15 protein-coding genes are annotated in these 17,856 nt (G+C 61.4%); 10 read left to right on the plus strand and 5 right to left on the minus strand.

Annotation, left to right across the window (positions count from 1 at the left end):
- Positions 1-34 precede the first annotated feature (34 nt).
- The 4 genes from SynBMKMC1_RS14315 (at position 35) to SynBMKMC1_RS14330 (ending at position 5,336) form a co-directional block, all read left to right on the plus strand.
- Complete coding sequence (locus SynBMKMC1_RS14315; protein ID WP_186473490.1) at positions 35-1,258, plus strand: MFS transporter; 1,224 nt, start codon at positions 35-37, stop codon at positions 1,256-1,258.
- A gap of 95 nt (positions 1,259-1,353) precedes the next feature.
- Positions 1,354-3,492 carry a polyphosphate kinase 1 gene (gene ppk1, locus SynBMKMC1_RS14320; protein ID WP_186472230.1) on the plus strand — a complete coding sequence of 713 codons (2,139 nt, stop codon included), beginning with the start codon at positions 1,354-1,356 and terminating at the stop codon, positions 3,490-3,492.
- Between the two features lie 175 nt (positions 3,493-3,667).
- The gene (locus tag SynBMKMC1_RS14325; RefSeq protein ID WP_186472231.1) at positions 3,668-4,687 is read left to right on the plus strand and encodes an RpoD/SigA family RNA polymerase sigma factor; all 1,020 of its coding nucleotides are present in this window, start codon (positions 3,668-3,670) and stop codon (positions 4,685-4,687) included.
- Between the two features lie 4 nt (positions 4,688-4,691).
- Positions 4,692-5,336, plus strand: coding sequence for a diacylglycerol/polyprenol kinase family protein (locus tag SynBMKMC1_RS14330; protein WP_255486230.1), 645 nt, complete (start codon positions 4,692-4,694; stop codon positions 5,334-5,336).
- Here SynBMKMC1_RS14330 and SynBMKMC1_RS14335 read toward each other — a convergent pair.
- Positions 5,333-5,653, minus strand: a complete 321-nt coding sequence (locus SynBMKMC1_RS14335) for a hypothetical protein (RefSeq protein ID WP_186473492.1) — start codon at positions 5,651-5,653, stop codon at positions 5,333-5,335. The genes SynBMKMC1_RS14330 and SynBMKMC1_RS14335 overlap by 4 nt on opposite strands.
- Positions 5,654-5,773: 120 nt before the next feature.
- Positions 5,774-6,838 (minus strand): 3-deoxy-7-phosphoheptulonate synthase, encoded by a 1,065-nt coding sequence (locus SynBMKMC1_RS14340; protein WP_186472232.1) that lies wholly within the window; start codon positions 6,836-6,838, stop codon positions 5,774-5,776.
- A 112-nt stretch (positions 6,839-6,950) separates the two neighbouring features.
- Here SynBMKMC1_RS14340 and acnB point away from each other — a divergent pair, with 112 nt between their 5' ends.
- From acnB to SynBMKMC1_RS14355, 3 genes are all read left to right on the plus strand, one after another.
- Positions 6,951-9,533, plus strand: coding sequence for a bifunctional aconitate hydratase 2/2-methylisocitrate dehydratase (acnB, locus tag SynBMKMC1_RS14345; RefSeq protein ID WP_186473493.1), 2,583 nt, complete (start codon positions 6,951-6,953; stop codon positions 9,531-9,533).
- Between the two features lie 17 nt (positions 9,534-9,550).
- Complete coding sequence (locus SynBMKMC1_RS14350; RefSeq protein WP_186472233.1) at positions 9,551-11,041, plus strand: ClC family H(+)/Cl(-) exchange transporter; 1,491 nt, start codon at positions 9,551-9,553, stop codon at positions 11,039-11,041.
- Between the two features lie 83 nt (positions 11,042-11,124).
- Positions 11,125-12,690, plus strand: a complete 1,566-nt coding sequence (locus SynBMKMC1_RS14355; RefSeq protein ID WP_255486231.1) for a radical SAM protein — start codon at positions 11,125-11,127, stop codon at positions 12,688-12,690.
- On the opposite strand, the gene SynBMKMC1_RS14360 is transcribed toward SynBMKMC1_RS14355, so the two are convergent.
- From SynBMKMC1_RS14360 to SynBMKMC1_RS14370, 3 genes are read right to left on the minus strand one after another with little or no spacing between them, the layout of a single operon-like run.
- Positions 12,638-13,942: an O-antigen ligase gene (locus tag SynBMKMC1_RS14360; RefSeq protein WP_186472234.1), complete on the minus strand. Its 1,305-nt coding sequence runs from the start codon at positions 13,940-13,942 to the stop codon at positions 12,638-12,640. The two genes, SynBMKMC1_RS14355 and SynBMKMC1_RS14360, sit on opposite strands and share 53 nt — an antisense overlap.
- Positions 13,939-14,793 (minus strand): formyltetrahydrofolate deformylase, encoded by an 855-nt coding sequence (gene purU / locus SynBMKMC1_RS14365; protein WP_011934394.1) that lies wholly within the window; start codon positions 14,791-14,793, stop codon positions 13,939-13,941. Before purU ends, SynBMKMC1_RS14360 begins: the two co-directional genes overlap by 4 nt.
- A gap of 50 nt (positions 14,794-14,843) precedes the next feature.
- Positions 14,844-15,116: a sulfiredoxin gene (locus SynBMKMC1_RS14370; RefSeq protein WP_370593924.1), complete on the minus strand. Its 273-nt coding sequence runs from the start codon at positions 15,114-15,116 to the stop codon at positions 14,844-14,846.
- Positions 15,117-15,179: 63 nt separating this feature from the next.
- On the opposite strand from SynBMKMC1_RS14370, the gene psbQ reads away from it, so the two are divergent.
- The 3 genes from psbQ to pstS all read left to right on the plus strand — a co-directional run bounded on the left by psbQ (position 15,180) and on the right by pstS (position 17,821).
- A complete protein-coding gene (gene psbQ, locus SynBMKMC1_RS14375) occupies positions 15,180-15,638 on the plus strand; it encodes a photosystem II protein PsbQ (protein WP_186472235.1) in 459 nt (152 codons plus the stop codon).
- 29 nt (positions 15,639-15,667) lie between these two features.
- Positions 15,668-16,741: an FAD-binding oxidoreductase gene (locus SynBMKMC1_RS14380; protein ID WP_255486409.1), complete on the plus strand. Its 1,074-nt coding sequence runs from the start codon at positions 15,668-15,670 to the stop codon at positions 16,739-16,741.
- A gap of 75 nt (positions 16,742-16,816) precedes the next feature.
- The gene (gene pstS / locus SynBMKMC1_RS14385) at positions 16,817-17,821 is read left to right on the plus strand and encodes a phosphate ABC transporter substrate-binding protein PstS (RefSeq protein WP_186472236.1); all 1,005 of its coding nucleotides are present in this window, start codon (positions 16,817-16,819) and stop codon (positions 17,819-17,821) included.
- The last annotated feature ends 35 nt before the right edge of the window (positions 17,822-17,856 follow it).

The raw sequence follows: 17,856 nt of genomic DNA on the forward strand, positions 1-17,856 counted from the left end.
TGGGAACGTGAGTCTCCAGCTTCGAGCAGCCAGATTGCAGCGTCCTCGGATCCCCACCCTGCTGAGTGCGTTCCTCACACTCCTGAACGACAGGTTGAGCGAAAGCATCGTGTTTCCGCTGCTGCCCTTCCTGCTGGCGAGCTTCAACGCCGACGGACGCACCCTTGGACTGCTGGCAGGAAGCTATGCCCTCGCCCAGTTCGCCGCGACGCCATTGATCGGAGCCCTCAGTGATCGCTACGGCCGTCGGCCCGTGATCGCCACTTGTGTCGGTGGATCCGTGCTGGGCCTGGGTCTGTTCGCTCTCACCGTGAGCCTCGACTGGCCAGCCGGTGCCTCCTTGCCCCTCATGCTGCTGTTTCTGGCGCGCTTGATCGATGGGGTGAGCGGTGGAACCGCCGCCACCGCCAGTGCGGTCTTGGCCGACATCACACCTCCAGAGAAGCGAGCCAAAACCTTCGGGCTCATCGGCGTGGCCTTTGGACTCGGCTTCATCGTGGGGCCCTTCCTCGGCGGGCTGCTTGCACGCATCAACGTGACCGTGCCGGTGTGGGCTGCCACTGGATTTGCAGTGGTGAATCTGCTGGTGGTTCTGGGGCTCCTCCCGGAAACACATCCAGCCGATGAACGCAGGGCCATGCCACGCAAACGGGATCTCAATCCATTCGCTCAAGTCATCAAAGTGACGGCCAATCCCGCCGTCGGACGGCTCTGTTTGAGTTTTTTCCTGTTCTTCCTTGCGTTCAACGGCTTCACCGCCATCTTGGTGCTCTATTTCAAACAACGGTTCAACTGGGGCCCTGAACTGGCCAGTACGGCCTTTCTGATCGTGGGCATCGTGGCCACCGTGGTGCAGGGTGGATTGATCGGCCCGCTGGTGAAACGTCTGGGCGAGTGGCGCCTGACACTGATCGGGCTCAGCCTGGTGATCACGGGTTGCCTGCTGATTCCATCAACATCGGCGCAACAGGCCCAGCAAGGAGTCTTCAGTGCCGTGGCGATTTTGGCGACGGGCACCGGGTTGGTGACACCAAGCCTGCGCAGCCTGGTGTCGAGGCGTCTGAACTCAGAAGGTCAGGGCGCAGCCCTCGGCAGCCTGCAGGCCCTGCAGAGTTTCGGCAGTTTTCTCGGACCTCCCCTCGCGGGACTCAGCTATGACCTGCTGGGACAGACCAGTCCGTTCCTGGTGAGTGCCGGCTTGCTGATCGCCGTGACCCTGCTGGTGGGCGGAACGCCACGGCTGCAGCGAAGTGACTGAACACAAGCCACAACCCTCAGCGCGCTTTCCAGAACACAGTCCTGCCAATTCACGATTGCTACGTTGCGCGGGCCGGCTCCTCACCTGGTCACGCCATGAGTGACAAAGTTCTTGCTCCTGATCTCTACATCAACCGGGAGCTCAGCTGGATCGCTTTCAACGAAAGGGTTCTTGTTCAAGCCCTAGACGAGCGCACTCCGCTGCTGGAGCAGGCAAAGTTCAGCGCCATTTTCAGCAACAACCTCGATGAATTCTTCATGGTGAGGGTGGCCTCCCTGAAGGCCCAGGTTGAAGCCGGCATCGAAAAGCTCAGCGAGGACGGACGCACACCGATCGAACAGCTGCACGCGATTCGCGAGCACCTCACCCCACTGCTGCACAAGCAACAGGAGCATTACCGCTCCCGCCTGAAGAGCCAACTTCAAGGCCACGGCGCCCATCTGCTGGATTACGAACAGCTCAACGAGCGCCAGCGACTTTGGGTTGATAACTACTTCCAGACAGCGATCTTTCCTGTTCTCACCCCCCTGGCTGTTGATCCAGCTCACCCCTTCCCGTTCGTGAGCAATCTGAGCCTGAATGTGGCAGCTCTGATCCACGACCCCCAGAGCGGCCAACGCCAACTCGCCCGCGTGAAGGTTCCCCAGAAGATCCTGCCCCGCTTCGTCACCATTCCCACCGATCTTGCCGGCGGAGACTGTGAACCGATTCACACCGCTGTTCCTCTGGAGCAGGTGGTGGCGTTCAACCTGAACCTGCTCTTCCCTGGCATGTCCATCGAAGGGCACTATTTCTTCCGAGTCACCCGCGATGCGGACCTGGAATTGAGGGATCTCGAGGCCGATGACCTCATGATCGCCATCGAGCAGGGCTTGCGCAAACGCCGGATGGGCGGTGAAGTCGTGCGCCTGGAGGTTGCCGATGAAATGCCCCAGGACGTGGTGGAGATGCTGATGGAGGGCATGTCGGTCGAAGAGGAGGATCTCTACAGAGTCGATGGTCCCCTCGGACTGGACGACCTCTTCGGCCTGATGGGAATTCCCCTTCCGCAACTCAAGGATGAGAGCCATTCAGGACTGACTCCCGCCATCCTCGGGCGTGCGCAGCGCAGCATGTTGGAGGACGGTTCCCTCAAAGAAGAGGAGTTCGAAAGCATCTTCTCGGTGGTGCGGCGCCGCGACGTTCTGCTGCACCATCCCTACGATCTCTTCTCCACATCCGTGGAGGAATTCATCAACCAGGCCGCCGATGATCCCCTGGTGATGGGCATCAAGATGACCCTCTATCGCACCTCGAAAGATTCACCGATCATCGCCGCCTTAATCCGTGCCGCTGAGAATGGCAAACAGGTGATGGCCCTGGTGGAACTCAAGGCCCGCTTCGATGAAGACAACAACATTCAATGGGCCAAGCACCTGGAGCGTTCCGGCGTGCATGTTGTCTATGGCGTTCTCGGTCTGAAGACCCACACCAAAATTGTTCTGGTGGTGCGCAAGGAGAAAGAGCGACTGCGTAGCTACGTGCACATCGGCACCGGTAACTACAACTCCAAAACCTCACGGCTTTATACCGACCTTGGCCTACTTTCAGCGCGGCCTGAACTGGGCCAAGACCTCGTGGAGCTGTTCAATTACCTCACGGGTTTCTCCAAACAACAGGGGTTCCGCAAGCTTCTGGTGGCGCCCGTGTCCCTGCGCAAGGGAATGGAAAATCTGATCCGACGGGAAATCGAGCATGCCCAGCAGGGCCGGGGAGGCCACATCCGAGCCAAGATGAACTCCCTCGTCGACCCTGGAATCATTGCCCTGCTGTATGAAGCCTCGCAGGCTGGAGTCACGATCGAACTGATCATCCGAGGAATGTGCTGCCTTTACCCAGGCCGCAAAGGGCTCAGTGAGTCGATTCGAGTGGTGAGCATCATCGGGCGGTTCCTCGAGCACTCGCGCATCTTCTGGTTCGGCAATGGCGGCAACCCTGAGGTTTACATCGGCAGTGCGGACTGGATGCCCCGCAACCTTGACCGACGCGTGGAAGCGGTGACTCCGGTGGAAGAGACAACGCTGCGCGAACAGCTCGAACGACTGCTGCAGGTTTACCTGGATGACAACCGCGGCGCCTTTGACATGCAGAGCACTGGCGATTTCACACAGCGTCATCCCGATGGCACGGAACGAAACTCTCAGCTGCAACTCATTGACACCTGGAAAAAAGGTGTTCCCGCTCACAATGAGTGAGCAAAATTCAGTGCAATCGGCAACAAAAAGCCGGTTAAAACTTCACTTTTAGTGATTCCTCATCCAATCCATCAGGATTCATTAACAGCTACGGAAAGACTTTCGATTTGTCGAGGTCACTCCCCTTGAACGAGTGCTAAATTGCGCGCAAATCTAATCTCAGGAGGCCAGGGTGATGGGGATCCCTCTGGAGTCCAAGGCTGAGGCCTCCAAAGCTTCGGCTGTGGAGCCTGTATTGCCGGCAACAAGTTCGCGCAGTTCTGGATCGCGTTCGCGGTCTGCATCAAGTCGAGCGAGTCGCCAAACCGGTCGACTTTCCACCGACTCCATCGGCTATTACCTCAGCAGCATTGGCCGCGTGCCCCTGCTGACAGCCGCAGAAGAAATTGAGCTTGCCCACCATGTGCAGGCCATGAAAGAGCTGTTGGACGTTCCAGAAGGCGAACGCACACCACGGCAGCGTCATCGCATCCGCATGGGCAAACGGGCCCGCGATCGGATGATGGCGGCCAACCTCCGCCTGGTGGTGAGCGTTGCCAAGAAATATCAGAACCAGGGACTGGAATTGCTGGATCTCGTCCAGGAAGGAGCCATCGGCCTGGAGAGAGCGGTCGACAAATTTGACCCTGCCATGGGCTACAAATTTTCGACGTATGCCTATTGGTGGATTCGTCAGGGAATGACCCGGGCCATCGACAACAGTGCCCGCACCATTCGCCTGCCGATTCACATCAGCGAGAAGCTCTCGAAGATGCGTCGCATCACCAGGGAGCTGTCCCATCGCTTCGGTCGTCAACCCAATCGCCTCGAGCTCGCCAACGCGATGGGGATCGAGCCTCGCGATCTCGAAGAACTGATCTCACAGAGCGCTCCCTGCGCATCCCTCGATGCCCACGCCCGAGGCGAAGAAGATCGCAGCACACTCGGTGAATTGATTCCAGACCCCAACGGTGATGAGCCGATGGAGGGCATGGATCGCAGCATTCAGAAAGAACATCTCGGAGGTTGGCTGTCCCAGCTCAACGATCGGGAACAGAAGATTCTTCGCCTGCGCTTCGGACTGGATGGTGCCGAACCGCTCACCCTGGCTGAAATTGGTCGTCAGATCAATGTTTCCCGCGAACGCGTCAGGCAACTGGAAGCGAAAGCGATTCTGAAGTTGCGCTCCATGACCGATCAGCAACAGGCTGCCTGATCCCTTGGTGCTGTCGCTGCTGGTGGTTGGAGCTTGGATGGCTCTGGTTCTCTCAGCAGCGGTGCTGTGCAGGCGGATCCTGCCGGAGCAGAAGGAACTCAGCCGCAAAATTGTTCATATCGGAACCGGACCCGTGGTGCCACTGGCCTGGTGGTTGCAACTTCCGGGATGGGTGGCTGTACCAGCCGCACTGTCTGTCACCCTCATCACCGCCATCAATCATCGCTGGCGATTACTCCCAGCTGTTGAGGATATCGACCGGCACAGCTACGGAACGGTGGCGTATGGGCTTGCCATCACGCTTCTTCTCACTCTGTTCTGGCCTGAGCAAGCCATCGCCGCCTCTGCCGGGGTGCTGGTGATGGCTCTGGGGGACGGATTAGCCGGCTTGATTGGACGAGGAATCCCCTCACCCACCTGGAGCTTTTGGCAACAACGCAAATCGGTCGCTGGAACACTCACCATGGCTCTGGTTACAGCTGCTGTACTGACCACGCTTGTGTTGATCAGTCACAGCTCACTGCAGCCGATCCGCATCCTGCTCGTGTGTGCTCTCGCCGTTGGCCTTGAACAACTGAGTCGATGGGGCATCGACAACCTCAGCGTGCCGATCGCTGTGGGCTTGAGTTGGTCGTGGATGATCTCTTAAACACGCAACAACCGTTCCCAATGCAGGCACCAGTCATGGCTTCTGCCGAGGGCGGCAACAAGGCACTGATCACGCGGCAAAGAACGCAGCCTGATCTGCCAGGTCTGAATCTCACCGGCTTGATCAACCCAAAAGTGCATCACCTGCTGATGCAAGGCATCGAGATCCCATCGCTGCTGATCGGCAACGCCGCCAGACCAATCGAGCAGAGCATCGAGCTGAAGCGGACGAAACCCCTGAATCCAGAGCCCGGTGTCCCGCTCCAGTTCGTACAGGCGCATCAAATCTCCAAAACCAAGGATGCGAATCCCAAACATACCGAACAGCTTCAGGGTGAAGTTGCCCAAAATTAGTTTAATTGAGCCTATGAAAAGTTCACGATGAACTGAACATCAATAAGCTCAATTTCAAGTTCAAAGTTGTCAAAGAATTGGCACTCATGCAGGGCGAGTGCCAACCTTTTTCAGCGAATCAGCCAAACCTTCCAGCAGCTCGGCCGTCGTCTCAAGACTGATGCAAGCGTCGGTGACGCTTTGGCCGTAGGTCAGCGCTGATTGATCCGCACTGATCTTTTGATTGCCCTCAACAAGATGGCTTTCCAGCATCACACCCATCACATGCGCTGAACCCTGCTCCACTTGGGCGGCGACAGCCTTCAACACCTCCCCTTGACGGCGGAAGTCTTTGTTGGAATTGCCATGGCTGCAATCCACCATCAAGCGATCGGGCAGTCCCGCTGCTTTCAATTCTTCAGCGGCCTCCTGAATCGCCTCGAGGTGGTAATTCGTTCCTCGATTGCCCCCACGCAACACGAGATGACCATCCGGATTACCGGTGGTGCTCACGATCGAGGCATGCCCCTCGCGATTGATCCCCAGAAAGTGATGGGGTTTGGACGCAGCCTGCATGGCATTGATGGCAATGGTGGCACTGCCATCGGTGCTGTTTTTGTAGCCAATCGGCATCGACAAGCCTGACGCCATTTCGCGGTGCGTCTGGCTTTCGGTGGTGCGGGCGCCGATCGCGGTCCAGCTGATCAGATCGGCGATGTACTGGGGAACCACGGGATCCAGCAGTTCCGTGGCACAAGGCATTCCATCCCTCGCCAAATCGAGAAGTAACGAACGCGCCATGCGCAACCCCGTGTTGATGTCGTAAGAGCCGTCAAGATTCGGATCATTGATCAGACCCTTCCAACCCACCGTGGTGCGCGGCTTCTCGAAGTAAACGCGCATCACAACCTCGAGCTCCGAGGCATGCCGTTCACGCAGGGGAGCCAGTCGGCTGGCGTACTCCCTCGCTGCATCCACATCATGGACGGAGCAGGGACCAACGATCACCAGCAGCCGCCGATCCAGGCCTCTCATGATGGCCTGAATCCGACTGCGCGACGTCGCCACAGTCTCCGTTGCCCGGGCATCAATGGGCAGGTCCCCATGCAGCAATGCAGGAGGAACCAGGGGCCTGGTCTCCACCACATGCAGATCGTGTGTGGTGGTCATCGCCAAAAAACTACCTGGTGGCAGGTTACGCAAACCCAGGAATCCCGCCGGCTTCCGGAACGGAACGGTGACGCTGGAGAATGGCCTGCAAGTCCGTTCCCGTGCTGATTCGATGCTGAGCGCTTACCGAGAGAACGCTGCCGAACGTTTGGCCCTGGGAATTCCGCCGCTTGCGCTGAACGCCACCCAGACCAAGGCACTCACGGAACTGTTGGAGACTCCGCCATCGGGTGAGGAGCAGGAGCTCCTTCACCTGCTGAGTGAACGCATTCCCCCGGGCGTCGACGAAGCGGCTTACGTGAAGGCCACATGGCTCAGCGCCATCGCCCAGGGGCAAACCAGCAGTCCTCTGGTATCACCGCTAGAGGCCACCCGCCTGTTGGCAACGATGGTGGGCGGTTACAACGTGGCAGCTCTGATCGAGCTGCTCCAGCACAACGACGTAGAGCTGGCTGGCTGCGCCGCTGAAGGACTAAGCCGGACCCTGCTGGTGTACGACGCTTTCAACGAAGTGATGGAGCTGGCCAACAGCAACCGCTTTGCCAAGCAAGTGGTGGACAGCTGGGCGGCTGCCGAATGGTTCACTTCGAAGCCGGCGCTGGCCGACACGATCACGGTGACCGTGTTCAAGGTGGAAGGGGAAACCAACACCGACGACCTCTCACCCGCTACCCACGCCACCACCCGGCCAGACATCCCTCTGCACGCGTTGGCGATGCTGGAGACCCGCGATCCGGATGGCCTGAAAACGATCGCAGCCCTCAAAGAGAAAGGCCACCCCGTGGCCTACGTGGGCGATGTGGTGGGCACCGGCAGCTCCAGGAAAAGCGCCATCAACTCCGTGCTGTGGCACACCGGCGATGACATTCCCCATGTCCCCAACAAGCGGGGCGGTGGCGTGATCCTGGGCGGCAAGATCGCACCAATCTTTTTCAACACCGCGGAAGACTCCGGCGCCCTGCCGATCGAATGCGATGTCACCGTGCTCAACACCGGTGATGTGATCACCATCCGGCCCCATGCCGGCACGATCGAACGGGACGGTGAGGTGGTGAGCCGGTTCGCGCTCAAGCCCAGCACCATCAGTGATGAGGTACGGGCCGGTGGCCGCATCCCCCTGATGATCGGCCGGGCCCTCACCGACAAAGTGCGCGCCAAACTCGGCCTCGCACCCTCTGAACTGTTCATCCGCCCCTCGGCACCGGCCGACACCGGCAAGGGCTTCACCCTCGCCCAGAAGATGGTGGGCAAGGCCTGCGGCCTGCCCGGTGTGCGCCCGGGCACCAGCTGCGAGCCGCTGATGACCACCGTTGGCTCCCAGGACACCACCGGACCCATGACCCGGGATGAGATGAAGGAGCTGGCCTGCCTCGGCTTCTCCTCCGACCTGGTGATGCAGAGCTTCTGCCACACCGCCGCTTACCCCAAACCGGTGGACCTGGAGACCCAGAAAGAGCTGCCTGATTTCTTCGCCCAACGCGGCGGTGTAGCCCTCCGCCCCGGTGACGGCATCATCCACAGCTGGCTCAATCGCATGCTGTTGCCCGACACCGTGGGCACCGGCGGTGACAGTCATACCCGCTTCCCTCTGGGCATTTCCTTCCCCGCCGGCTCAGGCCTGGTGGCGTTCGCCGCGGCCATCGGCGCCATGCCCCTGGACATGCCGGAATCGGTGCTGGTGCGCTTCAGCGGCTCCCTGCAACCGGGTGTGACCCTGCGCGATGTGGTGAATGCGATTCCCTGGGTCGCGATTCAACGCGGGCTGCTCACCGTGGAGAAGGCCAACAAGAAGAATCTGTTCAACGGCCGGATCATGGAGATCGAAGGTCTTCCCGACCTCAAGCTCGAGCAGGCCTTCGAACTCACCGACGCCAGCGCCGAGCGCTCCTGCGCCGGCTGCACGATCAAGCTCTCGGAAGCAACCGTGAGCGAGTATCTGCGCAGCAACGTGGCGTTGCTCAAGAACATGATCGCCCGCGGCTACAGCGATGCCAGCACCCTGGCCCGGCGCATCAAGGAGATGGAGGCCTGGCTTGCCAATCCACAGCTCCTCAGCGCGGATGGCGATGCGGAGTACGCCGAGGTGCTGGAGATCAACCTCGACGAGCTCACCGAACCGGTGGTGGCCTGCCCCAACGATCCCGACAACGTGAAGCTCTTGAGCGAGGTATCCGGCGATCCAGTGCAGGAGGTGTTCATCGGCTCCTGCATGACCAACATCGGTCACTACCGCGCCGCAGCCAAGGTGCTGGAAGGCGCCGGCCAAAATCAGGCCCGCCTCTGGGTGTGTCCCCCCACCCGCATGGACGAGGACACCCTCAAAGCCGAGGGTTACTACGCCACCTTCGAGGCTGCTGGCTCGCGGATGGAGATGCCGGGTTGCTCCCTCTGCATGGGCAACCAAGCACGGGTGGAGGACAACACCACCGTGTTCTCCACCAGCACCCGCAACTTCAACAACCGTCTCGGCAAAGGCGCTCAGGTGTATCTGGGCAGCGCCGAACTAGCGGCGGTGTGTGCCCAACTGGGCCGGATCCCCACCCCCCAGGAGTACCGCAGCATCGTGGCTGAAAAGATCGATCCGCTCTCCGATGAGCTCTACCGTTACCTCAACTTCGACCAGATCGCCGGATTCGAGGATCAGGGCCGAACCATCAGCGCGGACGATGAAGCTGAAGTGCTGGCTGGGTCCTGACCCGGATCAGCGCTGCCATGTCCGTTCTGAGTGAACTGAAACAACGACGCCACCAACTCGGCTCCAGCCGCAGCATCCGCCGCCTGCTGGAACGGCGCTGGTGGGTGGTGGTCCTCGCCCTGATGTTCACCGGGCTCGGGGCCGCCCTGACAGGGGTGCTGTTCAAGGCAGGCATCAAGACTCTGGGGACATGGCGCCTCGAACTCCTGGCCGATCTGCCCGCCTGGGCGGTGCTGCCAGGGCTCGGGGCCCTGGGTGGATTGGTTTCAGGCCTCCTCGTCACCTGCCTGGCGCCTGCCGCTGGCGGATCAGGAATCACCCACATCATGGGCTTCCTCAAGCACCGGGCCGTTCCCATGGGGCTGCAGGTGGGCCTGGTGAAACTGGTGGCAGGAATCGTGGCTATCGGCAGCGGCTTTCCCCTTGGCCCCGAGGGACCCTCCGTGCAGATGGGGGGTTCCGTTGCCTGGCAGATGGCGCGCTGGCTGAAAGCTCCTGTGGCCTTCCGGCGGGTGATCGTGGCCGCCGGCGGCGGTGCCGGAATCGCCGCCGTGTTCAGTGCACCGATCGGTGGGTTTGTGTACGCCGTTGAGGAGCTGCTGCACTCCGCCAGGCCCGTGGTGTTGCTGCTGGTGATCGTGACCACCTTCTGGGCCGATGCCTGGGCCGATGTGCTCGGGCTGGCCGGGCTCAGTCCCAGTGGAGGCGGTCTCGATGCAACCCAGGGGTTCCAGCTGGAACGGGAATACACGCCGATGGTGAGTTTTCTGCCGATCGATCTGGGCTACCTGATCGGGCTCGGCGTGGTGGTGGGCCTGCTAGCGGAGCTCTACTGCCGCTATGTGCTGGCCATGCAGCGCAAGGGGGATGCCTGGTTTGGCGATCGGCTGGTGTTGCGCATGGTGCTCAGCGGTGCGGTGCTCGGCAGCGTTTATGCCTTCCTTCCTGAAGAGTTCCACAACCTGGAGGGACTGCAACATCTAATCGCCGACGGCAAGGCCGACATCCCGATGGCGCTCGGAACCTTCACCGTGCTCTTTTTCAGCACCGGTCTGGCCGCAGCGTCGGGTGCTCCTGGAGGCCTGTTTTTCCCGATGCTCACCCTTGGCGGAGCGATCGGACTGGCCTGCGGCTATTGGGTTGAAGCGCTCACGGGGCATGTTCCCAGCACCTACGTGTTCGCGGGCATGGGGGCCTTCGTGGCCAGCTGTTCGCGCACTCCGATCACGGCCATGTTTCTGGCCTTCGCACTCACAAAGGACCTGCTCATCCTCAAACCAATCTTGGTGGCTTGTCTGGCCAGTTTTCTGGTGGCCAGGGTGTTTGATGAACGCTCGATTTACGAGCGCCAGTTGGGCATGGAACTGAAGGACGAAGATCACCGGGAAGCGCGCCGTCAGCGTCACGGCGGCATCCATCACGCCTGGGGCGGCTCGATCCGCCGGCGGGCCTTCACACCGCCACCGCCACCAGAGAAGAACAATCCCAACCTCGGCCAAGACCCCTGAATCAGGAAACGCTGCTGTTCGATCCGGCCGTTCCGGAACCCGATGCCCTGCGCACGGTCCTGGCATTCCCCAGCACCTACACGGTGGGAATCACCAGCCTTGGCTACCAGATCGTCTGGGCCACGTTGGCCTCACGGTCTGATCTGGATGTGCGCAGGCTGTTCACCGATCAGGGTGATCCCCCGCACCGCCACTGCGATCTGTTCGGTCTGTCCCTGAGCTGGGAACTGGATGGTCCTGTGTTGCTGGATCTGCTCGAAGACCAGCGCATCCCGATCTGGAGCGAACAGCGAACGGACGCTGACCCGATCGTGTTCGGAGGGGGGCCTGTGTTGACCGCGAACCCTGAACCCCTGGCGCCGTTTTTCGATGTGATCCTGCTGGGGGATGGGGAGGATCTTCTTCCGGCCTTCATCGACGCCCTGCAGGCGGTGCGCAACGCGCCAAGGGCTGTGCGTCTGCGGCACCTGGCCAAGGTTCCCGGCATCTATGTGCCGGCGCTCTACGCCCCTGACTTCGATGCCGAGGGATCGCTGCAGTCGATCAAGCCGATCGAAGCCGATCTTCCCGCCACCGTGACCAAGCAGACCTGGCGCGGCAACACCCTCAGCCACTCCACGGTGATCACTCCCGATGCCGCATGGCCTGACATCCACATGGTGGAAGTGGTGCGCAGCTGCCCTGAACTCTGTCGCTTCTGCCTGGCCAGCTATCTCACCCTTCCCTTCCGAACTCCATCCCTGGATGACGGGCTGATTCCTGCGGTGGAACGGGGCCTCAAGGCGACCCGTCGTTTGGGACTGCTGGGTGCATCCGTCACCCAGCATCCACAGTTCACTGATCTGCTCACCTGGCTCGGCAGCGATCGCTTCGATGACGTTCGCGTGAGCGTGAGCTCCGTGCGAGCGGCCACCGTGACCCCCGCCCTGGCCGCCAGCCTCGCCAGTCGGGGCAGCAAATCGCTGACCATCGCCATCGAAAGCGGCAGTGAACGGATGCGCCGCGTCGTAAACAAAAAGTTGAGCAGCGAAGAGATCAACGCCGCTGCACGCCATGCCAAGCAGGGTGGTCTCAGTGCCCTGAAGCTCTACGGAATGGTGGGACTCCCCAGCGAAGAGGAGGAGGACGTGGAAGCAACCGCCGATCTGCTGCTGCAACTCAAGAAAGCCACACCAGGGCTGCGTTTCACCCTCGGGGTGAGCACGTTCGTTCCCAAGGCTCACACCCCGTTCCAATGGCAAGGGGTGCGGCCGGAAGCCGACAAACGCTTGAAACGCCTCGGCAAACGGCTGAAACCGAAAGGCATCGACTTGCGGCCCGAGAGTTATGGCTGGAGCGTGATCCAGGCGCTGCTGTCACGAAGTGATCGTCGACTGGCGCCTGTGATCGTGGCCGTCCGCGGAACGCAGGAGAGTCTTGGCGGCTGGAAGAAGGCCTACCGAGCGGCTCGGGCTGGGGAGCTGCCCGCGGCCAGCAGCGCCGGTGTGGCCTTACCTCTGCCGCCAGCCTGGGAGCAGGTGGTTCACGAAACCTGGCCGGACGACACGGTGCTGCCCTGGGAGCATCTGCAGGGACCCCTACCCCAGGACACCCTGCTCAAGCACCAGCAACAGGCGCTGCGTGCTGAGCCGGCTGAACCCGTGGACTGAACGATGCCCGCAAACCCGCAAGCAGAATCCAGCCGGCGATGTTCAGACGGCTGTCGAAGAACGGCAGATCTGTGGCATGCAGAACCGTGAGCACCAGGGCAGCGGTCCACCAAGCTCGATCAAACAAAGCCAGAGGACCACGGCGCAGGCTCACCACCAGCAACAGCAGCACCAAAGCCACCACCAAAACGGCCGCAGGTAGGCCATGGCTGATGGCCAGTTCCAAAGGGAGATTGTGGGCATGGCCGTGCCACTTGCCCGCTCTCAGGGGATAGATCACGGAAAAGGCCGCGGCACCCCAGCCAAACCAGGGGCGTTCCGCAATCAACTGCAGGGCGAGTCCCCACTGGCTGAGCCGTGTGGACGCCAGGGCCCGCTGGCTGGCGTACTGCGTATCGCTGAGACGGGCCCAGATCCCCTCGGGAACGAACGTGCGCGCCGGATCCTGGAGCAGGGGGGGCACACCGGGAACAACGGCCACCAGCACAGGCAACAGAGCCAACCCCAGCAGGGGCAGGAGCCAGGGCCAGCTCGGGGGACCGAGCACCAGGGGAACAGCAAGCACAAGCGCTCCCCAGCCATTGCGCGACTCGGTCAGCACCAGCGACAGCACCACAGCCGCAGCCATGGTCAGCACCACCCCCCGGCGCGTGCGGTTGAGACCAGGCTGCACCAACGCCGCCAGCATCAGCGGCCAGACCATGGCCAACCAGGCCGAAGCGATGTTGGCGTAGTCAAACAGTCCCGACAAACGTCCTTCAGGACGGCCGCCGGCGGACATGAACCAGATGATCAGGCCCCCGAACATCTGCCAGGGACCCTGCCAACCCAGCCAGAGCTGGCCCAAACCGGTCACGACCACCGGAACAGTGCCGGCCACAAGCCAGAGGCTGCTGCGCCGACGCGACGAGGCCAGAGCCACATAGGGCTGAAATCCCCAGAAGCCCCAGAAAAAGGGAATCCAGTTGGCCAAGCCAGCCCAGGCCAACGGCCCGGAATACGACTGCACACAACCAACCACCATGAACACTGCAGCCAGCAGCAGAGGGGCATTCCAGGGATCACGCCAAAACGGACGCTCCCGACCCACACTTCCCAGGATCAGAGCGGGAAACAAAAGAAGACCAGCCAGCAGGGCACTGGAGGGCAGAAAGAACAATCCGAGCTGGAAGCAGCGCCATCCCCAGGTGGATGCGCACGGACCACCCTCTCCATCCAGCCAGGCCGCGACCATGGGCAGGAAACGGGTCATGCGAACACAGCCGTGCGTCCGCGATACACCATCACCTGACGACGGAGGTGGAGACGCAAGGCACGGGCCAGGGCCAGCCTTTCCGTGTCACGCCCTTTTCGAATCAGATCCTCCACCTCATCGCGGTGACTCACTGTGGCGATTGTTTGCTCAATGATCGGGCCGTCATCCAGTTCCTCGGTGACATAGTGCGCTGTGGCACCGATCAGCTTCACTCCGCGCTCCCAGGCCCGGTGATAAGGCTGCGCACCCTTGAAAGCCGGCAAGAACGAATGGTGAATGTTGATCACCTCGGAAAAACGCTCCAGAAAACCCCCACTCAACACCTGCATGTACTTGGCGAGCACAGCCAGATCAACCTGGTGTTCGTCCAACAACTCGAGGATGGTGGCCTCCGCTTCAGCCTTCTTTCCTGTGGTCACGGGAACGCAAACGAACGGCACTCCGAAATCAGCGCAATAGGGTTCCAAATCGGGATGGTTGCTGATCACCAAAGGAACCTGCATGGGCAGCTCTCCGCTGCGGGCTCGCCAAAGCAGATCGAGCAAGCAATGGCTCTGCTTGCTCACCAAGATGGCAACCCGGGGATGGTCATCGGAAAAATGCACCTGGGCATCACCACCAAGACGCTCCGCCAGAGCCTTCACCGCCACTGGGATGGCCTCCCTGGGTAAACCGAAACCCTGCAGATCCCACTCGATCCGGCTGAGAAACAATCCAGCTCCCGCATCGGTGTGGTGGTCGGCGTGGCGAATGTTGCCGCCGTTCGCGGCCACCCAGCCAGCGATATCGCTCACGAGTGCCGGGCGATCAGGACAGATCAGCTGCAGGATGACCGAGGCGGATGACACACAAACGACCAAGACACACCCTGATTCTGCGCCCGAAAGCGCTCTGCAACTCAGCGCAGGTGCAGGTTGAGATCCCGGGGTGTGGCCTGGCGGATCCTGGCCCGGATCGTGGGGAGACCGAGGCGTTCATGGGCAGCGACCCGGTGACAGCCGTTGAACCCCCAGAGCTGACCCTTCACCTCGAGGAGATCGATCGGTTCGCGCAAACCCTCCTGGGCAATCGAGGTCATCAGCGCTTCCACCTTGGCTTCATCCAAGAAACGCTGAAGCGGGCGTCGCACGGAGGCGAGAGGGACCGATGCAACCCTCATAAGCGAACTCATAACGACTACGAACTATTTCACTGTAAAGCGCAGTTAAAGTCTCAGCACTTAATTGTTCTCGCCATGCTGAGCGCCCTGCGTCGCCTTGCTGCGTTCTGCCTCTGTCTTGCTCTCTGCTTCGGCCTGGCCGCTTGCGATGGCGGCGCCAACGCCAAGCCTGCCACCATCAGTCCCGACGACATGGCTGTGATCCGTCGCCAGGTTGAAGGATTCACTGCAGCCAAAGAGCGCCTCCCAGAATTGGCCCAACTCGTGAATCAGCGGGACTGGACGTTCACCCGCAACTTGATCCACGGCCCCATGCAGGAAGTGGGGCGCGAAATGCTGTACATCAACCAGCGCCTGCTTCCCCAGGATCGCGACCAGGCCAATGCCCTGGCCGCTGACCTGAAAGAAGCCATGGCCGATCTCGATGAAGCGGCCCGCCTCCAAGACGGTGCCCGTCTCCAGAAGGCCTATGTGGCTGTGGCCACTGGCTTCTCCAACTATTCCGAAGTGATCCCTGCTCAGGCGCTGAGCTGACTGCCTCCATCGCTGTCGTCGGTGCCGGCATCGTCGGCACCGCCACGTCCTGGCATCTCAGCCTCCAAGGACATGCTGTAGTGCTCCTGGATCCCTGCCTGGCTTCAGAGGTGCCGGAAGCATCGAGCCAGCGTGGCTTGAACGGAAGCACAGCATCTCTGGGCGTTCTGATGGGCCATTGCTTTCGTCGCTCCAGCGGCCGGGGCTGGCGCCTGCGCCAGCGCAGCATGGCCCTCTGGCCAAACTGGGTCTCGCAGCTAGACCATCCGAGCTCACCGCTCAGCCTGCAGACCCCCCTGGTTCAGCTGGCCGCCAGCGCGGAAGAAGCCGAGCGCATGCGACAGCTCGCCCAGGCCAGACGTGAGCGAGGACTGCAGTTTCTCGAGGAGCCAGCGTTGCCATCAGCGCCGACGCCATGGCCGCGAACGGGCCATGGGGCGTTGCTCTCTGAACAGGATGGACGGGTGGACCCTCTGGGGCTGCTGCGCGCCCTGCGCCGGGCTTTCAAGGCACAGGGCGGAACGTTGCGTTCAACCTCGGCAAGGCGTTTAGAGCGTTCCAGTGCTGGCAGCAATGGTCGCTGGAGAGTGGTCACCTCCGCTGGGGATTCGCTGCGCGTGGATGCCGTGGTGATCTGCTCAGCCCTGGGCAGTGAGGCATTGCTGGAGCCCCTGGGACACCCAAGGCCGATGGAGGCCGTGCTGGGGCAAGTGCTGGAGCTGAAACGCCAGGACTCTCAAGCCAGCTGGGAGCACTGGCCCGCCGTCCTCACCTGTGGCGGCATCAATCTGATCCCCCACGGCGAGCGGCAGCTGTGGCTGGGAGCCACCGTGGAACCCGGTAGCGAAGCCAATCCCTCCCTGCTGCCTGCCATGCAGACGCTGAACAACCTGGCTCCCCAGTGGTTGCACGACACGGAGCGCGTTGGCCAGTGGCATGGTTTGCGCGCACGCCCGCAGGGCCGGCCGGCTCCGCTGTTGGAACAACTGGAGCCCGGCTTGATTCTGGCTTCAGGTCACTACCGCAATGGGGTGCTGCTGGCTCCAGCCAGCGCCGAATGGGTGAGCCAGCAGATTGATGGATCAATCCTTACCGCCCCTTAATTCGAAGCTGAAACGGTGTGCATAGGGTCCAGCCGGAGCTCGACCTCCAGACCAGTCGTTTTCGTCATCGAAATCATGCGTCGTTCGTTTCAAGCCAGAGCGCTCACTGCCATTGCAGGACTCACCGCTGGCGTCAGCCTCGCCGCCTGCTCCTCCGGCGGTGGCGGCGGAGACCAACTCAAGGGCAACCTGTCTGGGGCTGGCGCCTCGTTCCCTGCAGCCATCTACACCCGTTGGTTCCAGGAACTGGCTCCCCAGGGCATCCAAGTGAACTATCAATCGGTTGGCTCCGGAGCCGGCGTGCGCCAGTTCCAAGCCGGAACCGTCGACTTCGGAGCCTCAGACGCACCGATGAAGGCAGACGACATCGCCAAGGTGACCCGCGGCGTGCTGCAGATCCCGATGACCGCCGGTGCCATCGCCGTGGCTTACAACCTCCCGGGTTGCGATCTGAAGCTCACCCAGCAGCAACTGGCTGACATCTTCCTTGGCAAGATCAAGAACTACAGCGACGTGGGCTGTGACGACAAAGCGATCACCGTGGTCCGTCGCTCCGATGGCTCCGGAACCACGTACAACTTCACCAAGCACCTCTCAGCCATCAGTGATGCCTGGAAAAACGGTCCAGGAACCGGCAAGTCCGTGGCCTGGCCCACAGGCGTTGGTGCCAAAGGCAACGAGGGTGTCGCCGCTCAGCTGAATCAGATCGACGGTGGTTTGGGTTACGTGGAGGTGGCTTACGTGAAAGGGAAGCTGCAGGCCGCTGCCTTGGCCAATGCATCCGGTGAACAGGTGAAGCCCACCAACGAAAGCGAGAGCACCGCTCTGGCCTCCATCGATCTGGGTCCCGATCTGATCGGAGGCAATCCCAATCCTCCCAAGGGCTATCCGATCGTGACCTTCACCTGGATCCTGGCCTACAAGGAAGGCAACGCCGACAAGACCGAGCTGCTGAAGAAGACCTTCGAGTTCATGCTGTCGGAGAAGTCCCAGAGTCAGGCACCCGACCTGGGCTACGTCTCCCTGCCGGCCGAGGTTGTGGAGAAGTCCAAGGCTGCCGTGGCCCAGATCAGCGAGTGATCGCCCAGCGCCGAAGCGCACAAACCAACAAAAAA

The sequence above is a fragment of the Synechococcus sp. BMK-MC-1 genome (assembly GCF_014279955.1).
Classification (GTDB): Bacteria; Cyanobacteriota; Cyanobacteriia; order PCC-6307; family Cyanobiaceae; genus Synechococcus_C.